Source organism: Streptomyces racemochromogenes, assembly GCF_039535215.1.
Taxonomy (GTDB): Bacteria; Actinomycetota; Actinomycetes; order Streptomycetales; family Streptomycetaceae; genus Streptomyces; species Streptomyces racemochromogenes.
In genome coordinates, this window is the sequence record NZ_BAAAWT010000001.1 from 4,665,329 (window position 1) to 4,690,888 (window position 25,560).

Annotated in this window: 18 protein-coding genes; 16 read left to right on the forward strand and 2 right to left on the reverse strand. The window is 72.5% G+C overall.

The window, feature by feature from the left end:
* Positions 1 to 6 precede the first annotated feature (6 nt).
* The 11 genes from rodA (at position 7) to galE (ending at position 16,663) form a co-directional block, all read left to right on the forward strand.
* Complete coding sequence (rodA, locus tag ABD973_RS21485) at positions 7 to 1,206, forward strand: rod shape-determining protein RodA (RefSeq protein WP_125596870.1); 1,200 nt, start codon at positions 7 to 9, stop codon at positions 1,204 to 1,206.
* 83 nt (positions 1,207 to 1,289) lie between these two features.
* Positions 1,290 to 2,813, forward strand: coding sequence for a CYTH and CHAD domain-containing protein (locus ABD973_RS21490; RefSeq protein WP_345501548.1), 1,524 nt, complete (start codon positions 1,290 to 1,292; stop codon positions 2,811 to 2,813).
* A gap of 75 nt (positions 2,814 to 2,888) precedes the next feature.
* Positions 2,889 to 4,826 carry a TIGR03960 family B12-binding radical SAM protein gene (locus ABD973_RS21495; RefSeq protein ID WP_125821110.1) on the forward strand — a complete coding sequence of 646 codons (1,938 nt, stop codon included), beginning with the start codon at positions 2,889 to 2,891 and terminating at the stop codon, positions 4,824 to 4,826.
* Between the two features lie 380 nt (positions 4,827 to 5,206).
* Positions 5,207 to 6,214 (forward strand): hypothetical protein, encoded by a 1,008-nt coding sequence (locus ABD973_RS21500; protein WP_345501550.1) that lies wholly within the window; start codon positions 5,207 to 5,209, stop codon positions 6,212 to 6,214.
* Positions 6,215 to 6,323: 109 nt separating this feature from the next.
* The gene (locus ABD973_RS21505) at positions 6,324 to 7,103 is read left to right on the forward strand and encodes a TIGR03936 family radical SAM-associated protein (protein WP_125821108.1); all 780 of its coding nucleotides are present in this window, start codon (positions 6,324 to 6,326) and stop codon (positions 7,101 to 7,103) included.
* 233 nt (positions 7,104 to 7,336) lie between these two features.
* Positions 7,337 to 11,437, forward strand: coding sequence for an Rne/Rng family ribonuclease (locus tag ABD973_RS21510; RefSeq protein ID WP_345501553.1), 4,101 nt, complete (start codon positions 7,337 to 7,339; stop codon positions 11,435 to 11,437).
* A gap of 280 nt (positions 11,438 to 11,717) precedes the next feature.
* Positions 11,718 to 12,038, forward strand: coding sequence for a 50S ribosomal protein L21 (rplU, locus tag ABD973_RS21515; RefSeq protein WP_007264039.1), 321 nt, complete (start codon positions 11,718 to 11,720; stop codon positions 12,036 to 12,038).
* 13 nt (positions 12,039 to 12,051) lie between these two features.
* Positions 12,052 to 12,306 (forward strand): 50S ribosomal protein L27, encoded by a 255-nt coding sequence (gene rpmA / locus ABD973_RS21520; protein WP_007264038.1) that lies wholly within the window; start codon positions 12,052 to 12,054, stop codon positions 12,304 to 12,306.
* Between the two features lie 170 nt (positions 12,307 to 12,476).
* Positions 12,477 to 13,922 (forward strand): GTPase ObgE, encoded by a 1,446-nt coding sequence (gene obgE / locus ABD973_RS21525; protein ID WP_345501556.1) that lies wholly within the window; start codon positions 12,477 to 12,479, stop codon positions 13,920 to 13,922.
* 66 nt (positions 13,923 to 13,988) lie between these two features.
* On the forward strand, positions 13,989 to 15,629 hold the full coding sequence (locus ABD973_RS21530; protein ID WP_345501558.1) for a glycosyltransferase family 2 protein: 1,641 nt from the start codon (positions 13,989 to 13,991) through the stop codon (positions 15,627 to 15,629).
* A gap of 17 nt (positions 15,630 to 15,646) precedes the next feature.
* Entirely contained in the window at positions 15,647 to 16,663 is a 1,017-nt protein-coding gene (gene galE, locus ABD973_RS21535) for a UDP-glucose 4-epimerase GalE (protein WP_125821105.1), read from the forward strand.
* Positions 16,664 to 16,746: 83 nt separating this feature from the next.
* Here the strand turns inward: galE and ABD973_RS21540 are convergent, their stop codons facing one another.
* Positions 16,747 to 17,928, reverse strand: coding sequence for a glycosyltransferase (locus ABD973_RS21540; RefSeq protein ID WP_125821104.1), 1,182 nt, complete (start codon positions 17,926 to 17,928; stop codon positions 16,747 to 16,749).
* Positions 17,925 to 20,795, reverse strand: a complete 2,871-nt coding sequence (locus ABD973_RS21545) for a bifunctional glycosyltransferase/CDP-glycerol:glycerophosphate glycerophosphotransferase (protein ID WP_125599668.1) — start codon at positions 20,793 to 20,795, stop codon at positions 17,925 to 17,927. Before ABD973_RS21545 ends, ABD973_RS21540 begins: the two co-directional genes overlap by 4 nt.
* Before the next feature lie 159 nt (positions 20,796 to 20,954).
* Between ABD973_RS21545 and ABD973_RS21550 the strand changes: the two genes are divergently transcribed.
* From ABD973_RS21550 to ABD973_RS21570, 5 genes are all read left to right on the forward strand, one after another.
* Complete coding sequence (locus ABD973_RS21550; protein WP_125599671.1) at positions 20,955 to 21,935, forward strand: glycosyltransferase family 2 protein; 981 nt, start codon at positions 20,955 to 20,957, stop codon at positions 21,933 to 21,935.
* Complete coding sequence (locus ABD973_RS21555; protein ID WP_345501562.1) at positions 21,935 to 22,408, forward strand: GtrA family protein; 474 nt, start codon at positions 21,935 to 21,937, stop codon at positions 22,406 to 22,408. Before ABD973_RS21550 ends, ABD973_RS21555 begins: the two co-directional genes overlap by 1 nt.
* A gap of 93 nt (positions 22,409 to 22,501) precedes the next feature.
* Complete coding sequence (proB, locus tag ABD973_RS21560; RefSeq protein WP_007264030.1) at positions 22,502 to 23,629, forward strand: glutamate 5-kinase; 1,128 nt, start codon at positions 22,502 to 22,504, stop codon at positions 23,627 to 23,629.
* A gap of 82 nt (positions 23,630 to 23,711) precedes the next feature.
* Positions 23,712 to 24,107: a hypothetical protein gene (locus ABD973_RS21565; protein WP_385761397.1), complete on the forward strand. Its 396-nt coding sequence runs from the start codon at positions 23,712 to 23,714 to the stop codon at positions 24,105 to 24,107.
* 137 nt (positions 24,108 to 24,244) lie between these two features.
* Positions 24,245 to 25,528: a glutamate-5-semialdehyde dehydrogenase gene (locus ABD973_RS21570; protein ID WP_125605204.1), complete on the forward strand. Its 1,284-nt coding sequence runs from the start codon at positions 24,245 to 24,247 to the stop codon at positions 25,526 to 25,528.
* Positions 25,529 to 25,560 lie beyond the last annotated feature (32 nt).

Genomic DNA, 25,560 nt, shown 5'->3' on the forward strand with positions numbered 1-25,560 from the left:
GTGATGATGCAGACCGCGAACAACTTCTCCGTGTCCCGGTACGCGCCCCAGAAGGGCACGCTCGCCCGGCTGACGGCCCGCGACTCGGTCCTGCGCCGGCTCGACTGGCCGATACTGCTGTCGGCGCTCGGCCTGTCCCTGACCGGTGCCCTGCTCGTCTGGTCCGCCACCCGCCACCGGGACACCCTCAACCAGGGCGACCCGCAGTACTTCCTCTGGCGCCACCTGCTCAACACCGGCATCGGCCTCGTACTGATGATCGGGACGGTCCTCCTCGGCCACCGCAACCTGCGGGGCGCCGTCCCGGTCCTCTACGGGCTCTCGCTCGTCCTCGTCACCGCCGTCCTCACCCCGCTCGGCGCCACCATCAACGGCGCCCACGCCTGGATCGTCATCGGCGGCGGCTTCTCGCTCCAGCCCTCGGAGTTCGTGAAGGTCACGATCATCCTGGTGATGGCGATGCTGCTGGCGGCCCGGGTCGACGCCGGCGACCTCGAACATCCCGAGCACCGCACCGTCGTCAAGGCCCTCTGCCTGGCCGCCGCCCCCATGGGCATCGTCATGCTGATGCCCGACCTCGGATCCGTCATGGTCATGGTCGTCATCGTGCTCGGCGTGCTGCTCGCCTCCGGCGCCTCCAACCGCTGGGTCCTCGGCCTGATGGGCGCCGGCACGGCCGGGGCCCTCCTCATCTGGCAGCTCGGCGTCCTCGACCAGTACCAGATCAACCGCTTCGCCGCCTTCGCCAACCCCGAGCTCGACCCCTCCGGCGCCGGCTACAACACCAACCAGGCCCGCATCGCCATCGGCGGCGGCGGCCTGACCGGCTCCGGCCTCTTCAAGGGCCCGCAGACCACCGGACAGTTCGTCCCCGAACAGCAGACCGACTTCGTCTTCACCGTCGCCGGCGAGGAACTCGGCTTCGTCGGCGGCATCCTCATCCTCGGCCTCCTCGGCGTCGTCCTGTGGCGCGCCTGCATGATCGCCCGCGCCACCACCGAGCTGTACGGCACCATCGTGGCCGCCGGGATCATCGCCTGGTTCGCCTTCCAGGCCTTCGAGAACATCGGGATGAACCTCGGCATCATGCCCGTCGCCGGCCTGCCCCTGCCCTTCGTCTCCTACGGAGGCTCGTCGATGTTCGCCGTCTGGGTGGCCATCGGCCTACTCCAGTCGATCAAGGTGCAACGGCCCCTCTCGGCCTGACGCGCACCCCAAGCGGTGGGAGGCCTTCCGCCGGACGCCGAGGCGGCCTCCCACTGCGCACCGATCCGGACTAGATTCGGTCCATGGCGGACACGAAGCGCGAAATCGAGCGGAAATTCGAGTTCACGACGCCCGGGGCGGAGCAGCGCGGAGTCCCCGACCTCACCGGCACGGCCGGCATCGCCGCCGTCGTCGACCAGGGCGTCACCGACCTCGACGCCGTCTACTACGACACCCCCGACCAGCGGCTCGCCGCCGACGGCCTCACCCTGCGCCGCCGCACCGGCGGCCACGACTCCGGCTGGCACCTCAAACTCCCCGTCGCCCCCGGCGTACGCGACGAGGTCACCGCCCCCCTCGGCGACACCGTCCCCGGCCCCCTCGCCGACCTCGTCCGCTCCCGCGTCCGGGACGCCCCCCTCGAACCCATGGTCCGGCTCCTCTCCTCCCGCCGGACCAGCCACCTCCTCGACGCCGACGGCGCCCTCCTCGCCGAACTCACCACCGACCAGGTCACCGCCGAGCACCGGGACACCACCGCCACCTGGACCGAGGTCGAGGTGGAACTCGCCGACGGCACCGACCCCGCCCTCCTCGACGCCGTCGAGAAGGCCTTCGGGAACGCCGGGCTCAAGGTCTCCGCCGCCCCCTCCAAACTCGCCCGCGCCCTCGCCGAGACCGGCGACGAGCCCCCCGCCCGCCCCCGCCCCGACCCGGCCGACGAGGGAACCGCCGGCGCGCACGTCCTGGCGTACCTGCGCGAACAGGTCACCGCCCTGATCACCCACGACCCCGGCGTCCGCCGCGACCAGCCCGACGCCGTCCACCAGATGCGCGTCGCCTCCCGCCGCCTGCGCAGCGCCCTCAAGACAAACCGCAAGGTCCTCGACCGCGAGGTCACCGACCCCATCGGGGAAGAACTGCGCCGCCTCGGCACGGAACTCGGCGCCGACCGCGACCGCGAGGTCCTCCACGAACACTTCCGGACCGCCCTCGCCGACCTCCCCCGCCCCCTCCAGGCCGGACCCGTCCGTGGGCGCCTGCGCACCTGGAACACCACCCGCCGCGCCGCCTCGCGCCGCCGCGCCCTCACGGTCCTCGACAGCCCCCGCCACCTCACCCTCCTCGACACCCTCGAAGCCCTCCTCACCGACCCGCCCCTGCTGCCCGGCGCCGCCAAGCCCGCCGCCAAGGCCCTGCCCAAGGCCGTGCTCCGCGACTACGCCCGACTCGCCTCCCGCGTCGAGCACGCGCTCTCCCTGGACCCCGGCCAGGAAGCCGACCGCGCCCTCCACCAGGCCCGCAAGGCCGCCAAACGCGCCCGCTACGCCGCCGAAGCCGCCGAGCCCGCCCTGGGGAAACCCGCCCGGAAGTTCGCCAAGGCCATGAAGGGCGTCCAGAGCCTGCTCGGCGAGCACCAGGACAGCGTCGTCGCCCGCGCCGCCCTGCGCGAACTGGCCCACCAGGCCCACGGCGCCGGCGAACCCTCCTTCACCTGGGGCCTGCTCCACGGCCGCGAGGAAGCCCGCGCGGAACGCGTCGAACGCGCCCTCCCCGCCGCTTGGGCCGAGGCGGCCGCCCCCGGGCTGCGGGCCGCCCTCAAGTGATCACGTGGGCGGGGGTATCCGGCCCTCAAGGTACGCTTGAGAGTCGCCCCCTGCCCGCTTCACGAAAGTCGCGTGATGTCCGAGTCGGTCTTCCCACAGCTCGAAGCTCTGCTCCCGCATGTGCAGAAGCCCATCCAGTACGTCGGTGGTGAGCTCAATTCCACCGTGAAGCCGTGGGAGTCCTGTGACGTCCGCTGGGCGCTCATGTACCCGGACGCCTACGAGGTGGGCCTGCCCAACCAGGGCGTCATGATCCTCTACGAGGTGCTGAACGAGCGCGAGGGCGTCCTCGCCGAGCGCACGTACTCGGTGTGGCCGGACCTGGAAGCCCTGATGCGCGAGCACCAGGTGCCCCAGTTCACCGTCGACAGCCACCGCCCCGTCTCCGCCTTCGACGTGTTCGGCCTGTCCTTCTCCACGGAGCTGGGCTACACCAACATGCTCACGGCCCTGGACCTCGCGGGCATCCCGCTGGAGGCCAAGGACCGTACGGTCGACCACCCCATCGTGCTCGCGGGCGGCCACGCGGCCTTCAACCCCGAGCCGATCGCGGCCTTCATCGACGCGGCCATCATCGGCGACGGCGAGCAGGCCGTCCTCGACATGACCGAGATCATCCGCACCTGGAAGGCCGAGGGCCGCCCCGGCGGCCGCGAGGAGGTGCTGCTGCGCCTCGCGAAGACCGGCAGCGTCTACATCCCGGGCTTCTACGACGTCGAGTACCTGGAGGACGGCCGCATCGGCCGTGTCGTCCCGAACCGCTCCGGCGTTCCGTGGCGCGTCTCCAAGCACACCGTCATGGACCTCGACGAGTGGCCCTACCCCAAGCAGCCCCTGGTCCCGCTCGCCGAGACCGTCCACGAGCGCATGTCCGTGGAGATCTTCCGCGGCTGCACCCGCGGATGCCGCTTCTGCCAGGCCGGCATGATCACGCGCCCCGTGCGGGAGCGAAGCATCACCGGCATCGGCGAAATGGTCGAGAAGGGCCTCAAGGCGACCGGCTTCGAGGAGGTCGGCCTGCTCTCCCTGTCCTCCGCGGACCACACGGAGATCGCCGACATCGCCAAGGGTCTCGCGGACCGCTACTCGGACGACAAGGTGGGCCTGTCCCTCCCGTCGACCCGCGTGGACGCGTTCAACGTGGACCTGGCGAACGAGCTGACCCGCAACGGCCGCCGCTCCGGTCTGACCTTCGCCCCCGAGGGCGGCTCCGAGCGCATGCGCAAGGTCATCAACAAGATGGTCTCGGAAGAGGACCTGATCCGTACCGTCGCCACCGCGTACGGCAACGGCTGGCGCCAGGTGAAGCTGTACTTCATGTGCGGCCTGCCGACCGAGACCGACGAGGACGTACTCCAGATCGGTGACATGGCGGTCAACGTCATCGCCAAGGGCCGCGAGGTCTCCGGCCAGAACGACATCCGCTGCACGGTGTCGATCGGCGGCTTCGTCCCCAAGCCCCACACCCCCTTCCAGTGGGCCCCGCAGCTCTCGGCGGAGGAGACGGACGCCCGTCTCGGCAAGCTCCGCGACAAGATCCGCGGCGACAAGAAGTACGGCCGCTCCATCGGCTTCCGCTACCACGACGGCAAGCCGGGCATCGTCGAGGGCCTCCTCTCGCGCGGCGACCGCCGCATCGGCGACGTCATCCGCGCGGTCTACGAGGACGGCGGCCGCTTCGACGGCTGGCGCGAGCACTTCTCGTACGACCGCTGGATGCGGGCGGCGGAGAAGACCCTGCCGGCGTACGGCGTGGACGTGGCCTGGTACACGACCCGCGAGCGCACGTACGAGGAGGTCCTGCCCTGGGACCACCTGGACTCGGGCCTGGACAAGGACTGGCTCTGGGAGGACTGGCAGGACGCCCTCGACGAGACCGAGGTCGAGGACTGCCGCTGGACCCCGTGCTTCGACTGTGGGGTGTGCCCTGCGCTCCAGACCGAAATTCAGATCGGACCGACGGGCAAGAAGCTGCTCCCACTGAGCGTGGTGGGCGACAACCCCAAGTCGTGACGTTGAGTGAATGCCCCTGGCACAAGGCAGGGGCATTCACGTTTCCCGGGCCCGGACGCGAACCCGTCCCTGGTGATCACGAGGAGTCGGCGCGCGTCCTCAGGTATGACGAGCTCCATATGGACCTGCGGGGCGCGGACCTTCCGGACCCTGGTCCTCGTGACCTTGCAGGTGATGCCCGCGCGGACCAGGTCCTTGGCCACCGCTCTTCGACGGGCGCCTGGTGGCCCCGGCTGGCGTAAGGGGGAAGTGGTGGTATCCGTGAGCACCGAATGTCAAATTCTCGGTAGGGGAGTCGGCTGACGGCCGAGCCCGGGTCGATCGACGGATGGGCGGGACCGCGGCGCAACGGAAGCGCGGGATCTGGTGTCCTTAGCGGCATGCAGATGGAGAAGGCGCAGGCCGCGCCTGGTGGGGGCGGGTGTCTGGCCGGGGTGGTCCGGGTGCCCGTGAAGGTCGTCGCCGTGCTCGTGGTGCTGCCGGTGCGGGCCCTGTGGGACCTGCTCGTGGTGGCGGCGCGGGGTGCGCGCAGGCATGTGCTGGCGCCGCTCGGGGACGCTGCCGGGTGGGTCCTGGTGCGGGTGTGGCGGTACCTGCTGCGGCCGCTGCTGCTCGTCCTCTTCTACTGGCCGTGGGTGGGGCTGTGGCGTTACGTCGCCGTGCCCGTCGGCGAGGTGGCCTACCGGTACCTGCTGCGGCCGCTCGGGCTCGGGACCGCCTGGCTGTGCGTGGCCCTCGGGCGGTACGTGCTGGTGCCGGCCGGGACCGGGATTGCCTGGGTGCTGCGGCACGTGGTGGTGCTGCCGACGGGATGGCTGTACCGGGAGGTGCTGACGCCCGTCGGGCACGGACTGCGGTGGCTGGTGCGCGGGCTCGGCATGCTGGTGTTCGTCTGGCCATGGGTGGGTGCGTGGCGGTACGCGGTCGTGCCGGCCGGGCACGGGCTGGCCTGGGTGGGGCGGAACGTGCTCGTACCGGCCGGGCACGGAGCGGCCTGGGTGGGGCGGTACCTGCTCCTGCCGCCGCTCACCCTGCTGTACCGGTACGTCCTCCTGCCGCTCGGGGAGCTCCTCGTCGGCGCCTGGCACCTCGCCGGCCGGATCCTGCGCGCCCTCGGCCGCGGCCTGCGCCGGCTGTGGCGCGGCTGGGTCGCCCGGCCCGCCGCGTGGGTGTACCGGCAGGTGGCCACACCCGTCGGGCACGCCGTGCGCGAGGTGTGGCGCACCGCCCGCGCCGCGGTGCGCGAGGCGCGGGCCGATGTGCGCCGCCTGCTGTTCGGGGGGCCGCCGGGGGAACCGACGAGGTCACGGGCGCGTACTCTGGGTAGTACGACAGCCGCCGACGCGGCACCCGCTCCCGAGATCTCCCCGCGCAAACGGCGGGGGTGAGCCGGACGGGTCGACAGACCTCAGGGCGACGCGCGAGCCGCGACGCCCCGCACAAGGAGAAGAACCCCTGGGCAAGCGACAGCCCGAAGGCCCGCCTCCCGCACCGGTGGTGCAGCGCATCCGACTGCGCTACACCAAGCGTGGCCGCCTCCGGTTCACCAGCCACCGAGACTTCCAGCGCGCCTTCGAACGCGCCCTGCGCCGCGCCGAGGTGCCCATGGCGTACTCGGCGGGCTTCACCCCGCACCCCCGCGTCTCGTACGCGAACGCCGCTCCCACCGGGACCGGCAGTGAGGCCGAGTACCTGGAGATCGGCCTCGCCCAGCACCGCGACCCCGAGAAGCTCCGCGAGCTGCTCGACGAGTCGATGCCGGTCGGCCTGGACATCGTCGACGCCGTCGAGGCCCGGACCTCCGGGCTCGCGGACCGGCTGACGGCCTCCGTCTGGGAGCTGCGCCTGGAGGGCGTCGAGCCCGCCGACGCCGCGCGGGCGGTGGAGGTCTTCCTCGCCGCCGAGACGGTGGAGGTGCAGCGCCGGACCAAGAACGGCATGCGGACCTTCGACACCCGCGGCGCCGTCGTCAGCCTCGAAGCCCTTCCTGCCCAGGTTGATAGGCCGCTGGACAATGCCTGTGCGATACTGCGGCTGGTTGTTCGGCATTTGACACCTGCCGTGCGACCCGACGACGTCCTGTCCGGTCTCCAAGCTGTGGCCGACCTGGCGCCGCCGGTCCCCGCAGCGGTGACCAGGCTGGCGCAGGGGCTCTTCGACGAGGAGTCCGGCACGGTGACCGACCCGCTCGCGCCCGACCGCGAGGCTGTCACGGCCGCCCCACCCACGGCCGCCGTGAACGCCGACGCGAAGGCGCCGGAAGGTCCCGCCGCGTAAGGACCGTCGTCGTCGCGCCGCCCTGGAACTCGGGAGCCACCTGGGTCGGGCAGCGCACTGACCTGAAGACTTCCGCCAGGCCGTACGGACAACACGTACGGAACCGGCGGCCATGGACTACAGCTCCCGTGTGGCGAACGCGCCCCGGAGGCCGGTTCCGCGCCCCATCGCGCGGAGCCGTGCCGGACCGGACGTCAGCCGCGGCGCCCGGGAGCGTGACGGGAGAACCCCGCATGCTCAACAACGACAACGACAACACCCCCGCCGCCGACAGTGGCAGCCCCAGCGACAACCTGCCCCCGCGCAGGCGTCGCCGAGCGGCTTCCCGGCCGGCCGGGCCGCCCGGCGGCGCCGTCGCCGAGGCGCCCGTGGAGGCCGCGCCCGCCGCCGCTGCGGCGCCGGCCGTGGAGGAGGCTCCGGCCGCACCCGCTCCGCGTACGCGTCGTCGTGCGACCCGTGCCGTCGCCGCTCCGGCCGCCGAGGCCGCCGAGGTCGTTGTGGAGGCCGCGCCGGCCGCCGCTGCGGCGCCGGTGGAGGAGGAGGCTCCGGCCGCTCCCGCCCCGCGCGCCCGCCGCCGTGCGACCCGTGCCGCCACCGCTCCGGCGCCCGAGGCCGCCGAAGCCGCTGCGGAGGCCGCGCCGGCCGCCGCTCCCGCGCCGGTGCAGGAGGAGGCTCCGGCCGCTCCCGCCCCGCGTGCCCGCCGCCGTGCCACCCGTGCCGCCACCGCTCCGGCCGCCGAGGTCGTCGAGGCCGCCGAGGTCGTGGTGGAGGCCGCGCCCGCCGCCGCTGCCGCGCCGGCCGTGGAGGAGGCTCCGGCCGCCCCCGCCCCGCGTGCCCGCCGCCGTGCGACCCGTGCCGTCGCCGCTCCGGCCGCCGAGGCCGCCGAGGTCGTCGTGGAGGCCGCGCCGGCTCCCGCGCCGGTGGAGGAGGAGGCCCCGGCCGCCCCCGCCCCGCGTGCCCGCCGCCGTGCCACCCGTGCCGTCGCCGCTCCGGCCCCCGTGGCCGAGGCCGCCCCCGCCGTGGAGGACGAGGAGGAGGCCGAGGAAGAGGTACGGGCCGTCGCGGAGGAGGCCCCGAAGGCCGCCACCCGCGCCGTCACCGTCGCCGACGCCGTGGACGCCCCCAAGCGCGGCCGCCGCCGCGCCACCCGCGCCTCGGCCCCGGCCGCCCCCGCCGCCGCCCAGCCCGCTCCGGCCGCCGCCGCGCCGGAGGCCGCCCCGAACCGCGCCGCCCGCCGTGCCGCGCGTCCGGCCGTGGCCGTCTTCCAGGCTCCGGTCTTCGCCGAGCCGATGTTCCAGACCCCGGAGACCGCGGCCATGGCCGCCGCGGCCGCTGCCGCCGCCGCTTCGGCGGAGGAGGCCGAGGAGGAGGAAGAGGCCGAGGCCGAGGCCGCCGCCGAGGTCCAGGCCCCCGCCGCGCAGCCCGCCGGCCGCCGTCGCCGCCGTCGCGGCGCCGTCGCCGAGCCCGTGCCCGCGGCCGAGCCGGAGCTCGTCGAGGAGGAGCCGGAGGCCGAGGCCGACGGCTTCGACGAGGACGAGTCGGACGAGTCGGGTGAGCGCCCGTCGCGCCGCCGCCGTCGCGGTGGCCGTCGCCGCCGTCGCGGGGAGGCCGCCGACCTGGACGAGTCCGGGTACGAGGAGACCGAGGGCGAGGCCGCCGCGCAGGAGGCCGAGCCGCAGGAAGCCGACCAGGACGAAGAGGACGAGGAGGGCGACGACGCCCTCGCCTCCACCTCCAGCCGTCGCCGCCGCCGTCGTCGCCGCCGCAGCGGTGACGGTGCCGTCGAGGTCGAGGCGGGCGAGGAGGACGGTGTCCGCACCGTGCTCAAGGTCCGCGAGCCGCGCCCGGCACGCGAGAAGGCCGAGCCGTCCGACGAGGTGCAGTCCATCAAGGGCTCGACCCGTCTGGAGGCGAAGAAGCAGCGCCGCCGCGAGGGCCGCGAGCAGGGCCGCCGCCGCGTGCCGATCATCACCGAGGCCGAGTTCCTGGCGCGCCGCGAGGCCGTCGAGCGCGTGATGGTCGTCCGCCAGTCCGGTGAGCGCACCCAGATCGGCGTCCTCGAGGACAACGTGCTCGTCGAGCACTACGTCAACAAGGAAGAGGCCACCTCGTACGTCGGCAACGTCTACCTGGGCAAGGTCCAGAACGTGCTGCCGTCGATGGAGGCCGCCTTCATCGACATCGGCAAGGGCCGCAACGCCGTCCTGTACGCCGGTGAGGTCAACTTCGAGGCGCTCGGCATGGCCAACGGGCCGCGCCGCATCGAGTCCGCCCTGAAGTCCGGCCAGTCGGTCCTGGTGCAGGTCACCAAGGACCCGATCGGCCACAAGGGCGCCCGTCTGACCAGCCAGGTCTCGCTGCCCGGCCGCTACCTGGTGTACGTGCCCGAGGGCTCGATGACCGGTATCAGCCGCAAGCTGCCCGACACCGAGCGCGCGCGTCTGAAGACCATCCTCAAGAAGATCGTCCCCGAGGACGCGGGCGTCATCGTGCGCACCGCCGCCGAGGGTGCGAGCGAGGACGAGCTGCGCCGCGACGTCGAGCGTCTGCAGGCGCAGTGGGAGGACATCCAGAAGAAGTCGAAGCAGATCACGACCTCGTCGCCGAGCCTGCTGTACGGCGAGCCGGACATGACGGTCCGCGTCGTGCGCGACATCTTCAACGAGGACTTCTCCAAGGTCATCATCAGTGGTGACAGTGCCTGGGAGACCATCCACGGCTACGTGAACCACGTGGCCCCGGACCTGGCCGACCGGCTGTCCCGCTGGACCTCCGAGGTCGACGTCTTCGCGACGTACCGGATCGACGAGCAGCTCGCCAAGGCGCTCGACCGCAAGGTGTGGCTGCCCTCGGGCGGCTCCCTCGTGATCGACAAGACCGAGGCGATGATCGTCATCGACGTCAACACCGGCAAGTTCACCGGTCAGGGCGGCAACCTCGAGGAGACCGTCACCAGGAACAACCTGGAGGCGGCCGAGGAGATCGTGCGCCAGCTGCGGCTGCGCGACCTGGGCGGCATCGTCGTCATCGACTTCATCGACATGGTCCTGGAGTCCAACCGCGACCTGGTGCTGCGGCGCATGCTGGAGTGCCTGGGCCGTGACCGCACCAAGCACCAGGTGGCCGAGGTCACCTCGCTTGGCCTGGTGCAGATGACCCGCAAGCGGGTGGGCCAGGGTCTGCTGGAGTCCTTCTCCGAGACCTGCGTCCACTGCAACGGCCGCGGTGTGATCGTGCACATGGAGACCCCGACCGCGGTCGGCGGCGGTGGCAACGGCAAGCGCGCCAAGCGCCGCGGTGGCCGCGCCGTGGAGCACGAGCACGAGCACGGGCACGAGGCGGAGACGGTCGAGACCGCCGAGGCCGAGGTGCTGGAAGCCGAGACCGAGGCCGAGGTGGCCGCGGAGATCGCCGCTCCGCGCGCCCTTCCGGAGCCGGCGTTCGTGCCGGACGAGGAGCTGTACAGCAGCCCGGCCGAGGCCGAGGCCGCCGCGGGCATCAGCGGGCGCCGCAACCGTCGCCGTGCGACCCGCAAGGCGACCGCTCCGGCGGGTGCCCCGCGCGGTGCCGAGCGGTACGCCGCCCCGGCGCCGGCCGCTCCCGCGCCGGTGGCCCCGGTGGTGGAGGCGGAGCCGGTCACCGAGCCCGCGGACACGGTGCTGGAGCCGGCCGCCGAGGTCGTCGCCGAGGCCGTGGCGGCCTCCGAGACGGTCGAGGCGGTCCCCGCCGCGCCGGTGGAGGAGGCCGCGCCGAAGGGCCGTACCCGTCGCCGGGCGACGCGCAAGGCGACCGCCCCGGAGCCGGAGCCCGTCGTGGCCGAGGAGCCGGTGGCCGTGGCCGAGCCGGAGCCGGTCGTTGAGGCCGTCGCCGAGCCGGTGGCGGTGCCCGTGGTCGAGGAGCCCGTCGTCGAGCCCGAGGCCCAGCCCGAGCCCGTCGTCGAGACCCCGGCCGAGCCCGTCGTGGAGGCCGCCCCGGCCCGTCCGCGCCGTCGCGCCGTCCGCAAGGCCACCGCGCCCGCGGGTGCGGCCGAGGCCGCCGTCGTGGTCGTCGAGACCCCGGCCGCCGAGCCGGTCGCGGAGGCCGTCCCGGCCGAGGCCCCGGCAGCCGAGGCCGAGGCCGAGGCGCCGGCTCCCGCGAAGAAGGCCGCCCGCAAGGCTCCGGCCAAGAAGGCGGCCACCACGGCGAAGAAGGCTCCGGCCAAGAAGGCCGCGGCCGCCAAGAAGACCGTCGCGAAGAAGGCGACGGCCAAGAAGACCACGGCGAAGCGGGCCACGAAGAAGACCGCGGCGGCGGAGCAGAACGCTCCGTCCGTCACGGCTCCGACCGAGGCCTGATCCGTTCCGTGACCGTGGACCCCGCCTCCGGGCGGGGTCCACGGTGCTGCGGGGCCCGGTTTGACCCTCCGGAACCAGCCCCGTAACCTAGACCGTCGGCGTGTCTTGGACGATTTTCCGTTCAGCGTGCGTCGCGCTCCTGAGCACCTTCCTCCCGGACGACCGCGCAAGCGGCCGGGTCACGGGAGAGGCCGCTCGTCCAATCCGGATCACCGTGGGCCCCGGCCCGTGTGAGCGGCTGGCTTCAGGAGCATCCGTCCCGAGTGAGAGAGAGATCCGCGTGTACGCCATCGTGCGCAGCGGTGGTCGCCAGCACAAGGTTGCTGTCGGCGACATCGTTGAGGTTGACAAGATTTCCACTGCCAAGGCTGGCGACACGGTCGAGCTCTCGACCCTGCTCGTTGTCGACGGCGACGCCGTGACCAGCGACCCGTGGGTGCTGGCCGGGATCAAGGTCACGGCCGAGGTCGTGGACCACACCAAGGGCGCCAAGATCGACATCCTGCGCTACAAGAACAAGACCGGCTACCGCCGTCGCCAGGGTCACCGTCAGCAGTACACGGCGATCAAGGTCACCGGTATCCCCACGGCTGCGAAGTAAGAGGGACTGAGACATGGCACACAAGAAGGGCGCATCGTCCACCCGGAACGGGCGCGATTCCAATGCTCAGCGGCTCGGCGTGAAGCGCTTCGGCGGTCAGGTCGTCTCCGCCGGCGAGATCCTCGTCCGCCAGCGCGGCACCCACTTCCACCCGGGTGCGGGCGTCGGTCGCGGTGGCGACGACACGCTGTTCGCGCTGCTGCCGGGTGCGGTGCAGTTCGGTACGCACCGTGGCCGCAAGGTCGTCAACATCGTTCCGGCCGCCTGATCCAGCTCCTGCTGAATCACACGCGTTCGTAACACCCCGAGGGCGGATCTCAGCTCTTTCCGGCAGGCGCCGGGAAGAGAGGTCCGCCCTCGGCGCGTTGTCACATAGACACGTTTAATGGGCAGCAAGGCCTGCCCGGGACATTCCCGTATGTATCTGGAGGAACACCCATGACCACCTTCGTGGACCGCGTCGAGCTGCACGTCGCCGCGGGTAACGGGGGCCACGGCTGCGCCTCCGTACACCGGGAGAAGTTCAAGCCGCTCGGCGGCCCCGACGGCGGCAACGGCGGCCGTGGCGGTGACGTGATCCTGGTGGTGGAGCAGGCGATCACCACCCTGCTGGACTACCACCACAGCCCGCACCGCAAGGCCACCAACGGCAAGCCCGGCGAGGGCGGCAACCGCTCCGGCAAGGACGGCCAGGACCTCGTCCTGCCCGTGCCGGACGGCACCGTCGTCCTCGACAAGCAGGGCAACGTCCTCGCCGACCTCGTCGGCCAGGGCACCACGTACGTCGCCGCCGAGGGCGGCCGCGGCGGCCTCGGCAACGCCGCGCTCTCCTCCGCCCGCCGCAAGGCGCCCGGCTTCGCCCTCCTCGGCGTCCCCGGTGACAGCGGCGACATCGTCCTGGAGCTGAAGACCGTCGCCGACGTGGCGCTGGTCGGCTTCCCGAGCGCAGGCAAGTCCTCGCTGATCTCGGTGCTCTCCGCCGCCAAGCCGAAGATCGCGGACTACCCCTTCACCACCCTCGTCCCGAACCTGGGCGTGGTCACCGCCGGCTCGACCGTCTACACCATCGCCGACGTCCCGGGCCTGATCCCCGGTGCCAGCCAGGGCAAGGGCCTCGGCCTGGAGTTCCTGCGCCACGTCGAGCGCTGCTCCGTCCTCGTGCACGTGCTGGACACGGCCACCCTGGAGACCGACCGCGACCCCGTGGCCGACCTCGACGTCATCGAGGAAGAGCTCAAGATCTACGGCGGCGGTCTGGAGGAGCGTCCGCGCCTCGTCGTCCTGAACAAGGTCGACATCCCCGACGGCCAGGAGCTCGCGGACATGGTCCGCCCGGACCTGGAGGCCCGCGGCTACAAGGTGTTCGAGGTCTCCGCCGTCGCCCGTACGGGTCTGAAGGAGCTCTCCTACTTCCTCGCCGAGGTCGTCGCCAAGGCGCGCGCCCGCAAGCCCAAGCAGGAGGCGACCCGCATCGTCATCCGCCCGAAGGCCGTGGACGACGCCGGATTCACCGTCACCTACGACGAGGTCGAGGACGTGTACCGGGTGCGCGGCGAGAAGCCGGAGCGCTGGGTCCGCCAGACCGACTTCAACAACGACGAGGCCGTCGGCTACCTCGCCGACCGGCTCAACCGCCTCGGTGTCGAGGACGCGCTGAAGAAGGCCGGTGCCAAGGCGGGCGACGGCGTCGCGATCGGTTCCGAGGAGAACGCGGTCGTCTTCGACTGGGAGCCGACCGTGATGGCCGGCGCCGAGATGCTGGGCCGCCGCGGTGAGGACCACCGCCTGGAGGCTCCGCGTCCGGCGACCCAGCGCCGCAACGAGAAGGAAGCCCGCCGGGGCGACTCGGCCCAGAAGGAGTACGACGAGTTCCGTCCCTTCTGACCGGGCGGGGGCGGCGGAGGGCCGGCTTTGAAGTCGGCTTTACGCCGTTCGCCTAGGATCCTGCGGGTGAGCAGCAGCAGCCATTCCAGCAGTGACACCGCCGCGGGCCCCTCGGTCTCGGTGGTGGTGATCGCGTACAACGACGCCGGGCTCGTGGGCGAGGCCGTCTCCTCGGCCCTCGCCCAGGGCCCGGTGGTCGCCGAGGTCATCGCGGTGAACGACGCCTCCTCGGACGGGACCGCCGGCGTGCTGGACGAGCTGGCGGCGGCCCACCCGCGCCTCAAGGTCCTGCACCGCACGGAGAACAGCGGCGGCTGCGGCACCCCCCGCAACGACGGGATCGCCGCCGCGACCTCCCCGTACGTCCTCTTCCTGGACAGCGACGACGTCCTGCCGCCGGGTGCCGCCGAGGCGCTGCTGCGGGCCGCCGAGGAGCACCGGGCGCCCGTCACCGTCGGCGCGTGCGTGCGCCGGGAGCTGCCCGAGGGCCGCGAGGTGCCCTGGATGCCGGGTCTGTACGCGCCGGGCGACGTCATCGAGCGGCCCGCGGACCGGCCCGAGCTGGTCCGCGACACCCTCTGCGTGAACAAGCTGTACGACCGCGCCTTCCTCGACGAGCACGGGATCCGCTTCCCCGACGGCCGGTTCGTGTACGAGGACTTCGTCTTCACCTCCCGCGTCCTGGCCGCCGGGCCCCGGATCGCGGTCGTCGGCGACCTCGTCTACGTGTGGCACGTGCGCCGCAGCGCCGCCCAGGTGTCGATCTCCCTGGCCCGTGAGGACGTCGGCAACTGGCGTTCGCGCGTCGAGGCCCACCGCACGGCTTCCCGCACCCTTGCCGCGGCCTCCCCGGTGCTGGGCCGCGCCTGCCAGGTGAAGTTCCTCGACTACGACCTGCGGATGTACCTGCGCGAGCTGGGCAAGGACCCGGAGTACCGGGCCGCCTGGTGGGCGCTGACCCGCGAGTACCTGGCCGGCTTCGACCCCGCCGACGTCGCCGCCGCGCCCGCCCGTGCCCGCTGGGCGGCCCGGGTGCTGGCGGCCGCGGAGACCCCGCCCGGGGACGTGGAGCGGCTGATGCGGTTCGCCGCCGATCCGGCGCGGCTGCTGCCGCCGTACGCGCGTGACGCGGCCGGGGAGCCGGTGTGGAGCGCGGAGCTGCCCGTGCCGCTGGACGGGCTCGACGCCCTGCCGGTGGCGGAGCTGCCCGTCACCGTCGACGCCGAGCCCGCGGGGGCGGGGGCCCTCCGGCTGCGGGTGCGCGACCTGTACGGGCGGCTCGCCGGGGCCGGTCCGCAGACCGTCCAGCTGAGCTTCCCGCCCCGGGCGGGGGGCGACCCCGTCCTGCTGCGGCCGGTGGAGCTGCGGGCCGCCGGCGACGGGGACGGGTGGAGTGCCGAGGTGCCCTTCCGGCCGGCCGCGCTGGCCGCCGAGGGGCGCCGCCGGGGGCTGCGCGGGATGCAGGCGTGGGACGTCCGGGTGGGCGTGCGCTGCGCCGATGGGAGCTCCCTGCACACCTCCCTGCGCCCCCTGGGCGGTCTGCTCCGCCGCAGGGCCCTGCCCAGCAGCCGGTACGGTGTTCTGCTGGCGCAGCCCTACCGCACGGCCGCCGGTGCGCTGGCCGTGCGCCTCGCGCCCGGTGCCGGGGGCGCGCTGACCTTCGTACGCAACCGCCTCGACCGCGCCCGCACGCGCAGGTCACGCTAGAGCTCGGGAGAATACGCATGACATTTCTGATCACCGGTGGCGCCGGATACATCGGCGCGCACGTCGTCCGGGCGATGCTGCTCGCGGGTGAGAAGGTCGTGGTCTTCGACGACCTCTCCACGGGCCGGGAGGACCGCGTGCCGGAGGGAGTCCCGCTGGTGACGGCCTCGGTGCTGGACCGTCTCGCCCTGGACGAGGCCATCCGCGCGCACAAGATCACCGGCGTGGTGCACCTGGCCGGCAAGAAGCAGGTCGGCGAGTCCGTCGAGAAGCCGCTGTACTACTACCGCGAGAACGTGCAGGGCCTCACGGTGCTGCTGGAGGCCGTGGCGGCGGCGGGCATCCGCAACTTCCTGTTCTCCTCCTCCGCCTCCGTGTACGGCATGCCCGACGTGGACTCCGTCACCGAGGAGACCCCGTGCAGGCCGCTGAGCCCGTACGGGGAGACCAAGCTGGCCGGCGAGTGGCTGGTCCGCGCCGCCGGCAAGGCGCACGGCATCTCCACCGCCTGCCTGCGCTACTTCAACGTGGCCGGCGCGGCGGCCCCCGAGCTCGCGGACACCGGGGTCTTCAACCTGGTGCCGATGGTCTTCGAGCGCTACGACGCCGGCGAGGGCGCCCGCATCTTCGGCGACGACTACCCGACCCCGGACGGCACCTGCATCCGCGACTACATCCACGTGGAGGACCTCGCGGACGCGCACGTGGTGGCGGCCCGCCGGCTCGCCGAGTGGGGTGCGGCGGGGGAGTACAAGGACCTCACCGTCAACATCGGCCGCGGTGAGGGCGTCTCCGTCAAGGAGATGGTCGAGCTGCTGAACGCGGGCACCGGGCACACCTACGCACCGGTCGTCACCCCGCGGCGCCCCGGTGACCCGGCGAAGGTGGTCGCCTCGGCCGACCGGATCGCCTCGGAGCTGGGCTGGAAGGCGCGGCACGACGTCCGCGAGATGATCACCTCGGCGTGGGCCGGCTGGGAGGCCAACCGCAAGCCCGGCCACCCGGGCCACCACCGGGACGTCCACACGGTCTGAGCACCGCCCGTACGAGGGAGCCGCCCGCCCCGGACCAGGTCCGGGGCGGGCGGCTCCCTCGTACGTACCGGGCGCGGGGCGGGTCAGCGCTCCAGGAAGGCGAACAGCTCTTCCCACCGGTCGGTGATCTCCGCGGGGGAGTAGCGTCGCACGCTGCGGAACGCCTCGTCGCCGAGGGCCTCGCGCGTCTCGCGGTCCGACATGAGGGCGTCCAGGTGCCCGGCCAGCTCCATCGTGTTGCCCAGGCGGGCCAGCAGCCCGTCCTCGCCGTGCCGCACGATCTCCCGCACGCCCGGCGCGCAGTCGAACGCGGCCACCGGCAGGCCGGCGGCCATCGCCTCCAGCAGGGTGATCGGGAAGCCCTCGGCCCGGGAGGCCTGCGCGAAGACGGACGCCCCGCGCAGCGCTCCCAGCACGTCGGCGGTGCTGCCCATCCACTCCACGGAGTCGTCCAGGCCCAGCGAGGTGCAGTGCGCCCGGAGCGTCGCCTCCTCGGTGCCCGCCCCGTAGATCCGCAGGGTCCAGTCCGGGTGGCGCGGGGCCGCGTCCGCCCAGGCGTCGAGCAGCAGGTCCACGCCCTTCTCGAAGGCGAGGCGGCCGACGCTCGCGACGACCTTCTCGGTGCGGGGGGCGGGGGAGTCCGGCATGAACGGCAGCGGGTTCGGCATGCTGGCCACGTTCTCCATGCCGGCCCGGATCCACAGGTCCGCGTCCTCCGGGGTGAGCACCAGCAGGCGGTCCACCTCGGGGTAGAAGCGGCGGACCCGCGCGCCCCGGGTGGAGGTCTGGCTGGCCTCGAAGGACTCGTGGCTCATGCCGATGACCGACAGGCCCTTGGTGTCGGCGAGGGCCACCCACTCCATCGCCCACACCTGGGTGACGATGACCACGGCGCCGGGCCGGGCGGCCCGGAAGAGGGCGCTCAGGGTCTCCGCCTTGGCGCGCATGCCCGCCCGGCGGGCCGCCTGCCGGCGCCGCTCCGGGGCGTTGAGGCGGCCCTTGAGGCCGCGCAGGCGGCGGGCCCGGGGCGGGTGGGTCTCGTACAGGGTGGTCATCTCGTACGGGAGGTCCTCCGGCAGCTGCTGGCGGATCTCCTCGGCGACGGGGGCGATGCCGACGATGTGCACCCGGTGGCCCCGGTCGGTGAAGAGCCGGGCCATCTGGTGGGACCAGGTGGTCACGCCGCCGAGCTCGTCCACGCTGTTGGAGACGATGAAGACGTCCCGGCCGCCCTGCGCCGCGGGTTCGTGGGGCTGCTGGGTCACTTGCCGCTCCTGGTGAAGAACTTCTCTACGATCCGGCGGGCCGCGTCCCCGCGGTCGTATTCGCCGAACTCGGCGAGGAAACGCTCCCGGGCCTCCGCGTACTTGGCGTCGGCCTCGTCGAAGGCGGAGACGGCCTGCATCAGCTCGTCCGCCGTGGCCACCACGGGGCCGGGCGCCTTCTCCTTCAGGTCGAAGTAGGTGCCGCGGATGTCGGTGGAGTACTTCTCGTAGTCGTACGCGAAGAAGAGCATCGGCCGGTCCAGCACCGCGTAGTCGAACATCACGGACGAGTAGTCGGTGATCAGCCCGTCGGCGAGCGCCAGCAGCGGGGTGATGTCGTGGTGCCGGGACACGTCGACCACCCGGCCCGCCACCGACGGCGGCAGCGAGACGCTGTTGAGGTAGTGGGTGCGCACCAGCAGCGTGAAGCGGTCGCCGAGCCGGTCCGCGAACTCCTCCACGTCGAAGGGGAACTCGAAGCCCTCCACCGTGCCGTCCGCGCTCGCCCGGAACGTCGGCGCGTACAGCAGCACCCGCTTGTCCGGGTCGATGCCCAGCTCGGCGGCGAGCGGGCCGCGCACGCGCTCCCCGCTCTGCGCCTCGGCGCGGTGGGCCTCGACCAGGGCGTCGTTGCGCGGGTAGCCGGTGCGCAGCAGCACCTCGTCGCGCAGCCGGAAGCCCTTGGCGAGGGTGCGCACGTCGTGCTCGGAGCGGATCAGGAAGTGGTCGAAGCGGTCGACGGCCTTCTGGAAGCGGTCCTGGGCGGTCTTGCCCTGCGCTTTGGTGCGGGGCTCGTGGAAGCCCATGCGCTTGAGTGCGGAGCCGTGCCAGGTCTGGATGTACGTGGTCCCGGGGCGCTTGGTCAGTGCCAGCGGGAACCCCTGGTTGTCGACCCAGTACTCGGCCTGTGCCAGGGCCCGCAGGTACTGCCAGCTCCAGCGCTTGACGAGGGTGGCCTGCTCGGGGAAGCCGGTGGGCTTGGCGCCGGCGTAGGACCAGATCGCCTCGAAGGGGGCGCCCTGGCGGACCAGCTCCTCGTAGATCGCCTTGGGGCTGTCGCTGTACTGCTTGCCCATGTGGCTCTCGAAGACGACCGTGCCCTTCTTGACCGGCAGCTTCGAGAAGACCTCGTGGTAGACCTTCACCTTCTGCTCGCCCGAGCCGATGTTGCGGCGGGCCTTCAGGGCCCGGCGCAGGCTCCGCTTGACCAGGCCGGCGGCCTTGCCGTGCATGGCGCTGCCGAGCAGCGTCTGGGTGCGCACGGCCGCGGGGCCCTCGGCGGTCAGGACGTAGGAGAGGTTGCCCTTCTTGGTCACCTCGGGCTCGAAGCGGTCCGAGACCAGCCGGGTCAGGCGCGGGCGCACCCGCAGCCGGGCTGCCGACTCCAGGTCGACGCCGCCGACCGAGACGCGGGTGGTGAGCTTGTCGGCGCCGGCCGTCAGCTTCAGGCGCACGTCCCAGACGGCGTCGATGATGCCGAGGGGGCGGACGGTGCTGCCGATGTCGGCGGTGGCGGTCCACTCGATCGTGTTACCGGCGTGGCGCACGGTTGCCACCGGGAAGCTGAAGGAGCGGACGCCGATCTGCCGGCGGGCCCGGAACTCCAGGGAGGCCTTCAGACCGGCGTCCTCCTGGATGCGGCCCAGGGGGTTCACGACCGTGCCGGACAGGGTGACGGTGCCGCGCCCGTCGTCCTCGTACGAGGTCAGGCGGTTGCCCAGGGCCAGGGAGGACAGCGGGGCCGTGTGGAAGCCCTGGCCGGTGACGTCCAGTATCCGGCGGCCCTCGGCGTCGTCGAGGTGCTCGGCGCACCAGTAGACCCGCCCGTCGCGTTCGGCCAGCGGGGAGGACAGCCGGCCCTTGTTGGTCATCGCGTCGGCGGCCGGGAGGAGGTTCTTCCAGTCCTCCTTGCCGAGCAGGTAGGCGCAGATGGCCTGGAGGTACGTGACGTTCTCGTACGCGGCCGGGTCGATGCCGGCCAGGTAGCCGTTGGCGAGCCGGGCGAACTCCTGGCGGTAGGCGTCGCCCAGCAGCGGCAGGTCGCGCAGGTGCAGCACGAGGTCGTGCTTGAGGAACTTGGCGTCCTTCGCCGTCTTGATGGCCGTGTGGCCCTTGGCCGCGAGCAGCTCGTCGACCCGGCGGTGGATCTCCATCCGGTGGACGAAGTTCGCGATCTCGTGGCGCCGGTTGCTGATCGACTTGGCGGCGGCCTTCTCGACCACGTTCCAGTAGTAGACGTGGTTGGGGATCAGCGTGATCCGGCGGGCGGCGACGTAGGCCTGCGCCGAGAACAGCAGGTCCTCGTAGTGGATGCCCACCGGGAACTCCAGGCCCTGCTCCAGCAGGAACGCGCGCCGGTAGCACTTGTTCGTGGAGAGGGTGTCGTAGACCAGCAGGTCCGGGTACTCGGTGATGGACTCCAGCGTCCGGGTGCGGGAGTAGATCCACGGGTACCACTCGGTGGTCTTGCCCCACCGGTTGTCGAGGTGCACGCGCACGCACATGCCCGAGACCAGGTCGGATCCGGTCCGCTCGGCGGCCGCCAGCATGTTCCGGCAGGCGTTGCGGTCCAGGACGTCGTCGCTGTCCAGGAACATGACGTAGGTGCCGGTGGCCTGCTTGATGCCGTGGTTGCGGGGGGCGCCGCAGCCCCCGCTGTTCTCGGGCAGCTGGAAGGCCCGCACCCGCCCCGGGTTCGCGGCTTCCAGCTCCCGGGCGACCGCGTAGGAACGGTCCTTGCTGCAGTCGTCCACGATCACGACCTCGACCCCGTGCAGGGTCTGGTCCAGAACCGACTGGACGGCCGCCGGCAGACGCTCTGCGTCGTTGTAGACGATGACGACCACGGAGACGTCAGGCACGTGCACCTCGATCCTTTCGTTCCATTCCGCTTATCCCGTCAAAGCTACCGTGTGCCGCACGCGACTCGGGCAGGCCGACCGCCGGCGTGCATACTTCTAAGGAAGAGGTGAGTGGCGGGCCCGGTCGCCGACAATCACCCGTTAGGACGCCAGCAGGAAGTGCTCATGACCAAGCTGTCGGTAGTTGTCCCCTGTTACAACGAAGAAGCCGTCATCGACCGGTTCGACGCCGAGATCCGCAAGGTGCTGGACGCCCTGCCCGTCGAGTACGAGGTCTGCTACGTCGACGACGGCAGCCGCGACGGCACCCTCGGAAAGCTCCGCAAGATCGCCGCGGACCACGGTGACCGCACCCGCTACGTCTCCTTCAGCCGCAACTTCGGCAAGGAAGCGGGCATGCTCGCCGGGCTCCGCGAGGCCACCGGCGACGCCGTGGTCATCATGGACGCCGACCTCCAGCACCCGCCGGAGCTGATCGCGACCATGCTGGAGCACTACCGGCAGGGCCACGACCAGATCATCGCCCGGCGCACCCGCGAGGGCGACAAGAAGGTCCGCTCCGCGCTCAGCCGCCTCTACTACCGCGGGGTCAACCGCTGGGTCGACGTCGAGCTCACCGACGGGGTCGGCGACTTCCGCATGCTCTCGCGGCCCGCCGTCGACGCCCTGCTCGCGCTCCCCGAGTACAACCGCTTCTCCAAGGGCCTGTTCTCCTGGATCGGCTTCGACACCGTCCACTTCGACTACCAGAACGCCCAGCGCGAGGCGGGCGAGACCAAGTGGAAGTTCGGGTCCCTGCTGAACTACGGCATGGACGGGCTGATCTCCTTCAACAACAAGCCGCTGCGCCTCGGCATCTGGCTCGGCGTGTCGCTGGTCGCGCTGACCGGACTGTACGCGCTGTGGATCACCGTGATGGCGATCACCAACGGCATCGACTCGCCCGGTTACGTCACGATCGTCGCGATGATCGCCGGTATCGGCGGCATGCAGATGATCATGCTGGGCCTGATCGGCGAGTACATCGGCCGCATCTACTACGAGACCAAGCGCCGCCCGCACTTCCTGGTCAAGGAGGCCCACGGCGCTGACCCCGAGCGCATGCCCGGCATCTCGGAAGCCGTGATCGCGGAGCGCAGCCGCTGATGGGCGACCACAGCCGGCGCGACCAGCTCGGCCAGATCCTGAGGTTCGCCCTGGTGGGCGGCGTGAACACCGGCACCTTCTTCGGCATCTACCTGCTGCTGCACCCGTGGATGCCCTACTTCGCCGCCTACACGCTCGCCTTCGTGCTGTCGATGATCGGGTCGTTCTTCATGAACACCTACTTCACCTACCGCACCCGCCCCACCTGGAAGAAGTTCCTCCTCTTCCCGCTGACGAACGTCACCAACTACGTCATCCAGTCCGCCGGGCTCTACGCCCTGGTCACCTGGGCGGCGATGGACACCCGCATCGCGCCGCTGGTCGCCGCCGTCGTCGCCATCCCCTTCACCTTCCTGCTCTCGCGCAAGATCCTCATCCCCGGCACCGGAGCCGCCGCCGCGGCCCCCGCCTCGGGCACCGCCTCGGGCACCACCGAGGGCCCGGCGCGGGGCCGGTCCTCGTCCACGGTCTGAAACCGGCGGGCGGCCCCGCCGCCCCACCCCGTAGATTGGGCCAGTCGGTCGGTAGGCCAGTGGGCCATCGGGTTCTGTGGTGAGGGGAAAGACGTGTCAACGGCTAGGCAAGGTGTCGTGGACGCCCGCAGGATCGTGGTCAAGGTCGGCTCCTCCTCCCTGACCACCGCGGCCGGCGGGCTCGACGCCGACCGGGTGGACGCCCTGGTCGACGTACTCGCCAAGGCGCGCAGCGGCGGCGAGAAGGAGATCGTCCTGGTCTCCTCCGGAGCCATCGCCGCCGGCCTCTCCCCGCTCGGCCTCGCCCGCCGCCCCAAGGACCTCGCCCGGCAGCAGGCCGCCGCCAGCGTCGGCCAGGGCCTCCTCGTCGCCCGCTACACCGCCTCCTTCGCCCGCTACGGCATCCGCGTCGGCCAGGTCCTGCTGACCACCGACGACACCAGCCGGCGCGCCCACTACCGCAACGCCTACCGGACCCTGGACCAGCTCCTGGCCATGGGCGCCCTGCCGGTCGTCAACGAGAACGACACCGTCGCCACCGACGAGATCCGCTTCGGCGACAACGACCGGCTGGCGGCCCTCGTGGCCCACCTCGTCCGCGCCGACCTCCTCGTCCTCCTCTCCGACGTCGACGGGCTGTACGACGGCGACCCGTCCCTGCCCGGCACCACCCGCATCGAAGAGGTGCGCGGCCCCGAGGACATCGCCCACGTCTCCATCGGCAGCGCCGGCAAGGCGGGCGTCGGCACCGGCGGCATGGTCACCAAGGTCGAGGCCGCGCGGATCGCCGCCGCCGCCGGGATCCCGGTGGTCCTGACCTCCGCCAGCCACGCCGCCGACGCCCTCGCCGGCCGCGAGACCGGTACCCACTTCCACGCCACCGGCCGCCGCTCCGCCGACCGGCTGCTCTGGCTCCAGCACGCCTCCACCCCCCAGGGGCACCTGGTCCTCGACGACGGCGCCGTGCGCGCCGTCACCGAACGCGGCAGCTCACTGCTCGCCGCCGGCATCGCCGCCGTCGAAGGCGACTTCAGCGCGGGCGACCCCGTCGAACTGCGCGCCGCCGACGGCCGCGCCGTGGCCCGGGGCCTGGTCAACTTCGACGCCAAGGAACTCCCGCAGCTCCTCGGCCGCTCCACCCGTGAGCTTGCGCGGGAGCTCGGACCCGCGTACGAGCGGGAGGTCGTCCACCGCGACGATCTGGTGCTGCTGCAGGGCTGAGGTTCGGGAAAACCGCCGCACGGCGGGCCGGGGACTGGTCAACTGTGTGGGGCGGACACGCGTAGCGCAGACAGGAGGCGGGCTGGTGAGACGAGCGCTGACCAGCGTGGGCGGCGGCGGGGACGAACAGGCCGAGACCTCCCGCCTGTGGCACATCACCCTCAGCGTCTCCGGCAAGCCGGCGCCGCTGTCCGAGGTGCGGCGCGGGCTGGAACAGCTCGCGCACGACCACCCCTTCCTGCTGACGAGCCGGTACGCCGACGACCACGCGGAGATCCGGTACTGGGAAGAGGCCCGAGACCTCCACGACGCGGCGGCCGTCGCCCTGCGGCTCTGGGGCGAACACCGCTCGACGGCACAGCTGCCGCCGTGGGAGATCGTCGGCCTGGAGGTCATCGACCGCCCCACGTACCACGCCCGCGTCGCGGAGGGCTACGGCCCCCCACCGGCCCACCCGGTCGGCGTGCACCCCTACTAGACGCGCCGCTCGCGCGGCGCGAAGCCGGGGAGGCCCCCCGGGGGCCGCGCCGTGTGCGCGGCGCGGCGAGAGGCAGGACGTCTCGGGGGGTGGAAGGGCCGGTGGGGCCCACGGCGGCGGGGATTACCCTGGGCGGCATGACCTCGCTCGACGACGCCACCGCCGCCTCCCCCGTCACCGCCACCGCGCACGCGGCCCGCACCGCCGCCGCCGCCATCGCGCCACTCCCGCGGTCCGCCAAGGACACGGCCCTGCTGGCCATCGCGGACGCGCTGGAGGCCCGTACGGCCGAGATCGTCGCCGCCAACGCCGTCGACACCGACAAGGCCCGCGCCGCCGGCACCAGCGAGACCGTCATCGACCGCCTCACCCTCACCCCCGAGCGCGTCCGCGCCATCGCCTCCGACGTGCGCGACGTCGCCGCCCTGCCCGACCCCGTCGGCGAGGTGGTCCGCGGCTCCACCCTCCCCAACGGCATCGACCTCCGCCAGATCCGCGTCCCCCTCGGCGTCGTCGGCATCATCTACGAGGCCCGCCCCAACGTCACCGTCGACGCCGCCGCGCTCTGCCTGAAGTCCGGCAACGCCGTCCTGCTGCGCGGCAGCTCCTCCGCCTACGCCTCCAACACCGCCCTCGTCACCATCCTGCGCGACGCCATCGAGAGCGCCGGCCTGCCCGCCGACGCCATCCAGCTCGTCCCCGGCGAGTCCCGCGACTCCGTCCGCGAGCTGATGCGCGCCCGCGGCCTCGTCGACGTGCTCATCCCGCGCGGCGGTGCCTCGCTCATCAAGACCGTCGTCGAAGAGTCCATCGTTCCGGTCATCGAGACCGGTACCGGCAACTGCCACGTCTACGTCGACGCCCAGGCCGACCTGGACATGGCCGTGGACATCCTCGTCAACTCCAAGGCCCAGCGGCCCTCCGTCTGCAACGCCGCGGAGACCCTCCTCGTGCACCGCGACATCGCCGCCGCCTTCCTGCCGCGCGCCCTCGACGCGCTCGCCGAGGCCGGCGTGACCGTCCACGGCGACGGACAGGTGCTGGCCGCCGCCGAGGGCGGCAAGGTCACCGCCGTCCCCGCCACCGACGAGGACTGGGCCGCCGAGTACCTGTCGTACGACATCGCCGCCGCCGTCGTGGACTCCCTCGACGACGCCGTCGCCCACATCCGCCGCTGGACCTCCGGCCACACCGAGGCGATCGTCACCACCTCGCAGGCCGCCGCCCGCCGCTTCACCCAGCTGGTCGACTCGACCACGGTCGCCGTGAACGCCTCCACCCGGTTCACGGACGGTGGCCAGTTCGGCTTCGGCGCCGAGATCGGCATCTCCACCCAGAAGCTGCACGCCCGGGGCCCCATGGGCCTTCCCGAGCTGACCTCCACCAAGTACATCGTCACCGGCGACGGTCACGTCCGGTAACCGCCGCCCGGACACGGTGTGGCCGGATTCGG

What these genes read in the sequence shown, in the direction of transcription:
- rodA (WP_125596870.1), top strand. Translation starts at nt 7, where the DNA reads ATGCAGACCGCGAACAACTTCTCCGTGTCCCGGTACGCGCCCCAGAAG.
- ABD973_RS21490 (WP_345501548.1), top strand. Translation starts at nt 1,290, where the DNA reads ATGGCGGACACGAAGCGCGAAATCGAGCGGAAATTCGAGTTCACGACG.
- ABD973_RS21495 (WP_125821110.1), top strand. Translation starts at nt 2,889, where the DNA reads ATGTCCGAGTCGGTCTTCCCACAGCTCGAAGCTCTGCTCCCGCATGTG.
- ABD973_RS21500 (WP_345501550.1), top strand. Translation starts at nt 5,207, where the DNA reads ATGCAGATGGAGAAGGCGCAGGCCGCGCCTGGTGGGGGCGGGTGTCTG.
- ABD973_RS21510 (WP_345501553.1), top strand. Translation starts at nt 7,337, where the DNA reads ATGCTCAACAACGACAACGACAACACCCCCGCCGCCGACAGTGGCAGC.
- rpmA (WP_007264038.1), top strand. Translation starts at nt 12,052, where the DNA reads ATGGCACACAAGAAGGGCGCATCGTCCACCCGGAACGGGCGCGATTCC.
- obgE (WP_345501556.1), top strand. Translation starts at nt 12,477, where the DNA reads ATGACCACCTTCGTGGACCGCGTCGAGCTGCACGTCGCCGCGGGTAAC.
- galE (WP_125821105.1), top strand. Translation starts at nt 15,647, where the DNA reads ATGACATTTCTGATCACCGGTGGCGCCGGATACATCGGCGCGCACGTC.
- ABD973_RS21550 (WP_125599671.1), top strand. Translation starts at nt 20,955, where the DNA reads ATGACCAAGCTGTCGGTAGTTGTCCCCTGTTACAACGAAGAAGCCGTC.
- ABD973_RS21555 (WP_345501562.1), top strand. Translation starts at nt 21,935, where the DNA reads ATGGGCGACCACAGCCGGCGCGACCAGCTCGGCCAGATCCTGAGGTTC.
- ABD973_RS21570 (WP_125605204.1), top strand. Translation starts at nt 24,245, where the DNA reads ATGACCTCGCTCGACGACGCCACCGCCGCCTCCCCCGTCACCGCCACC.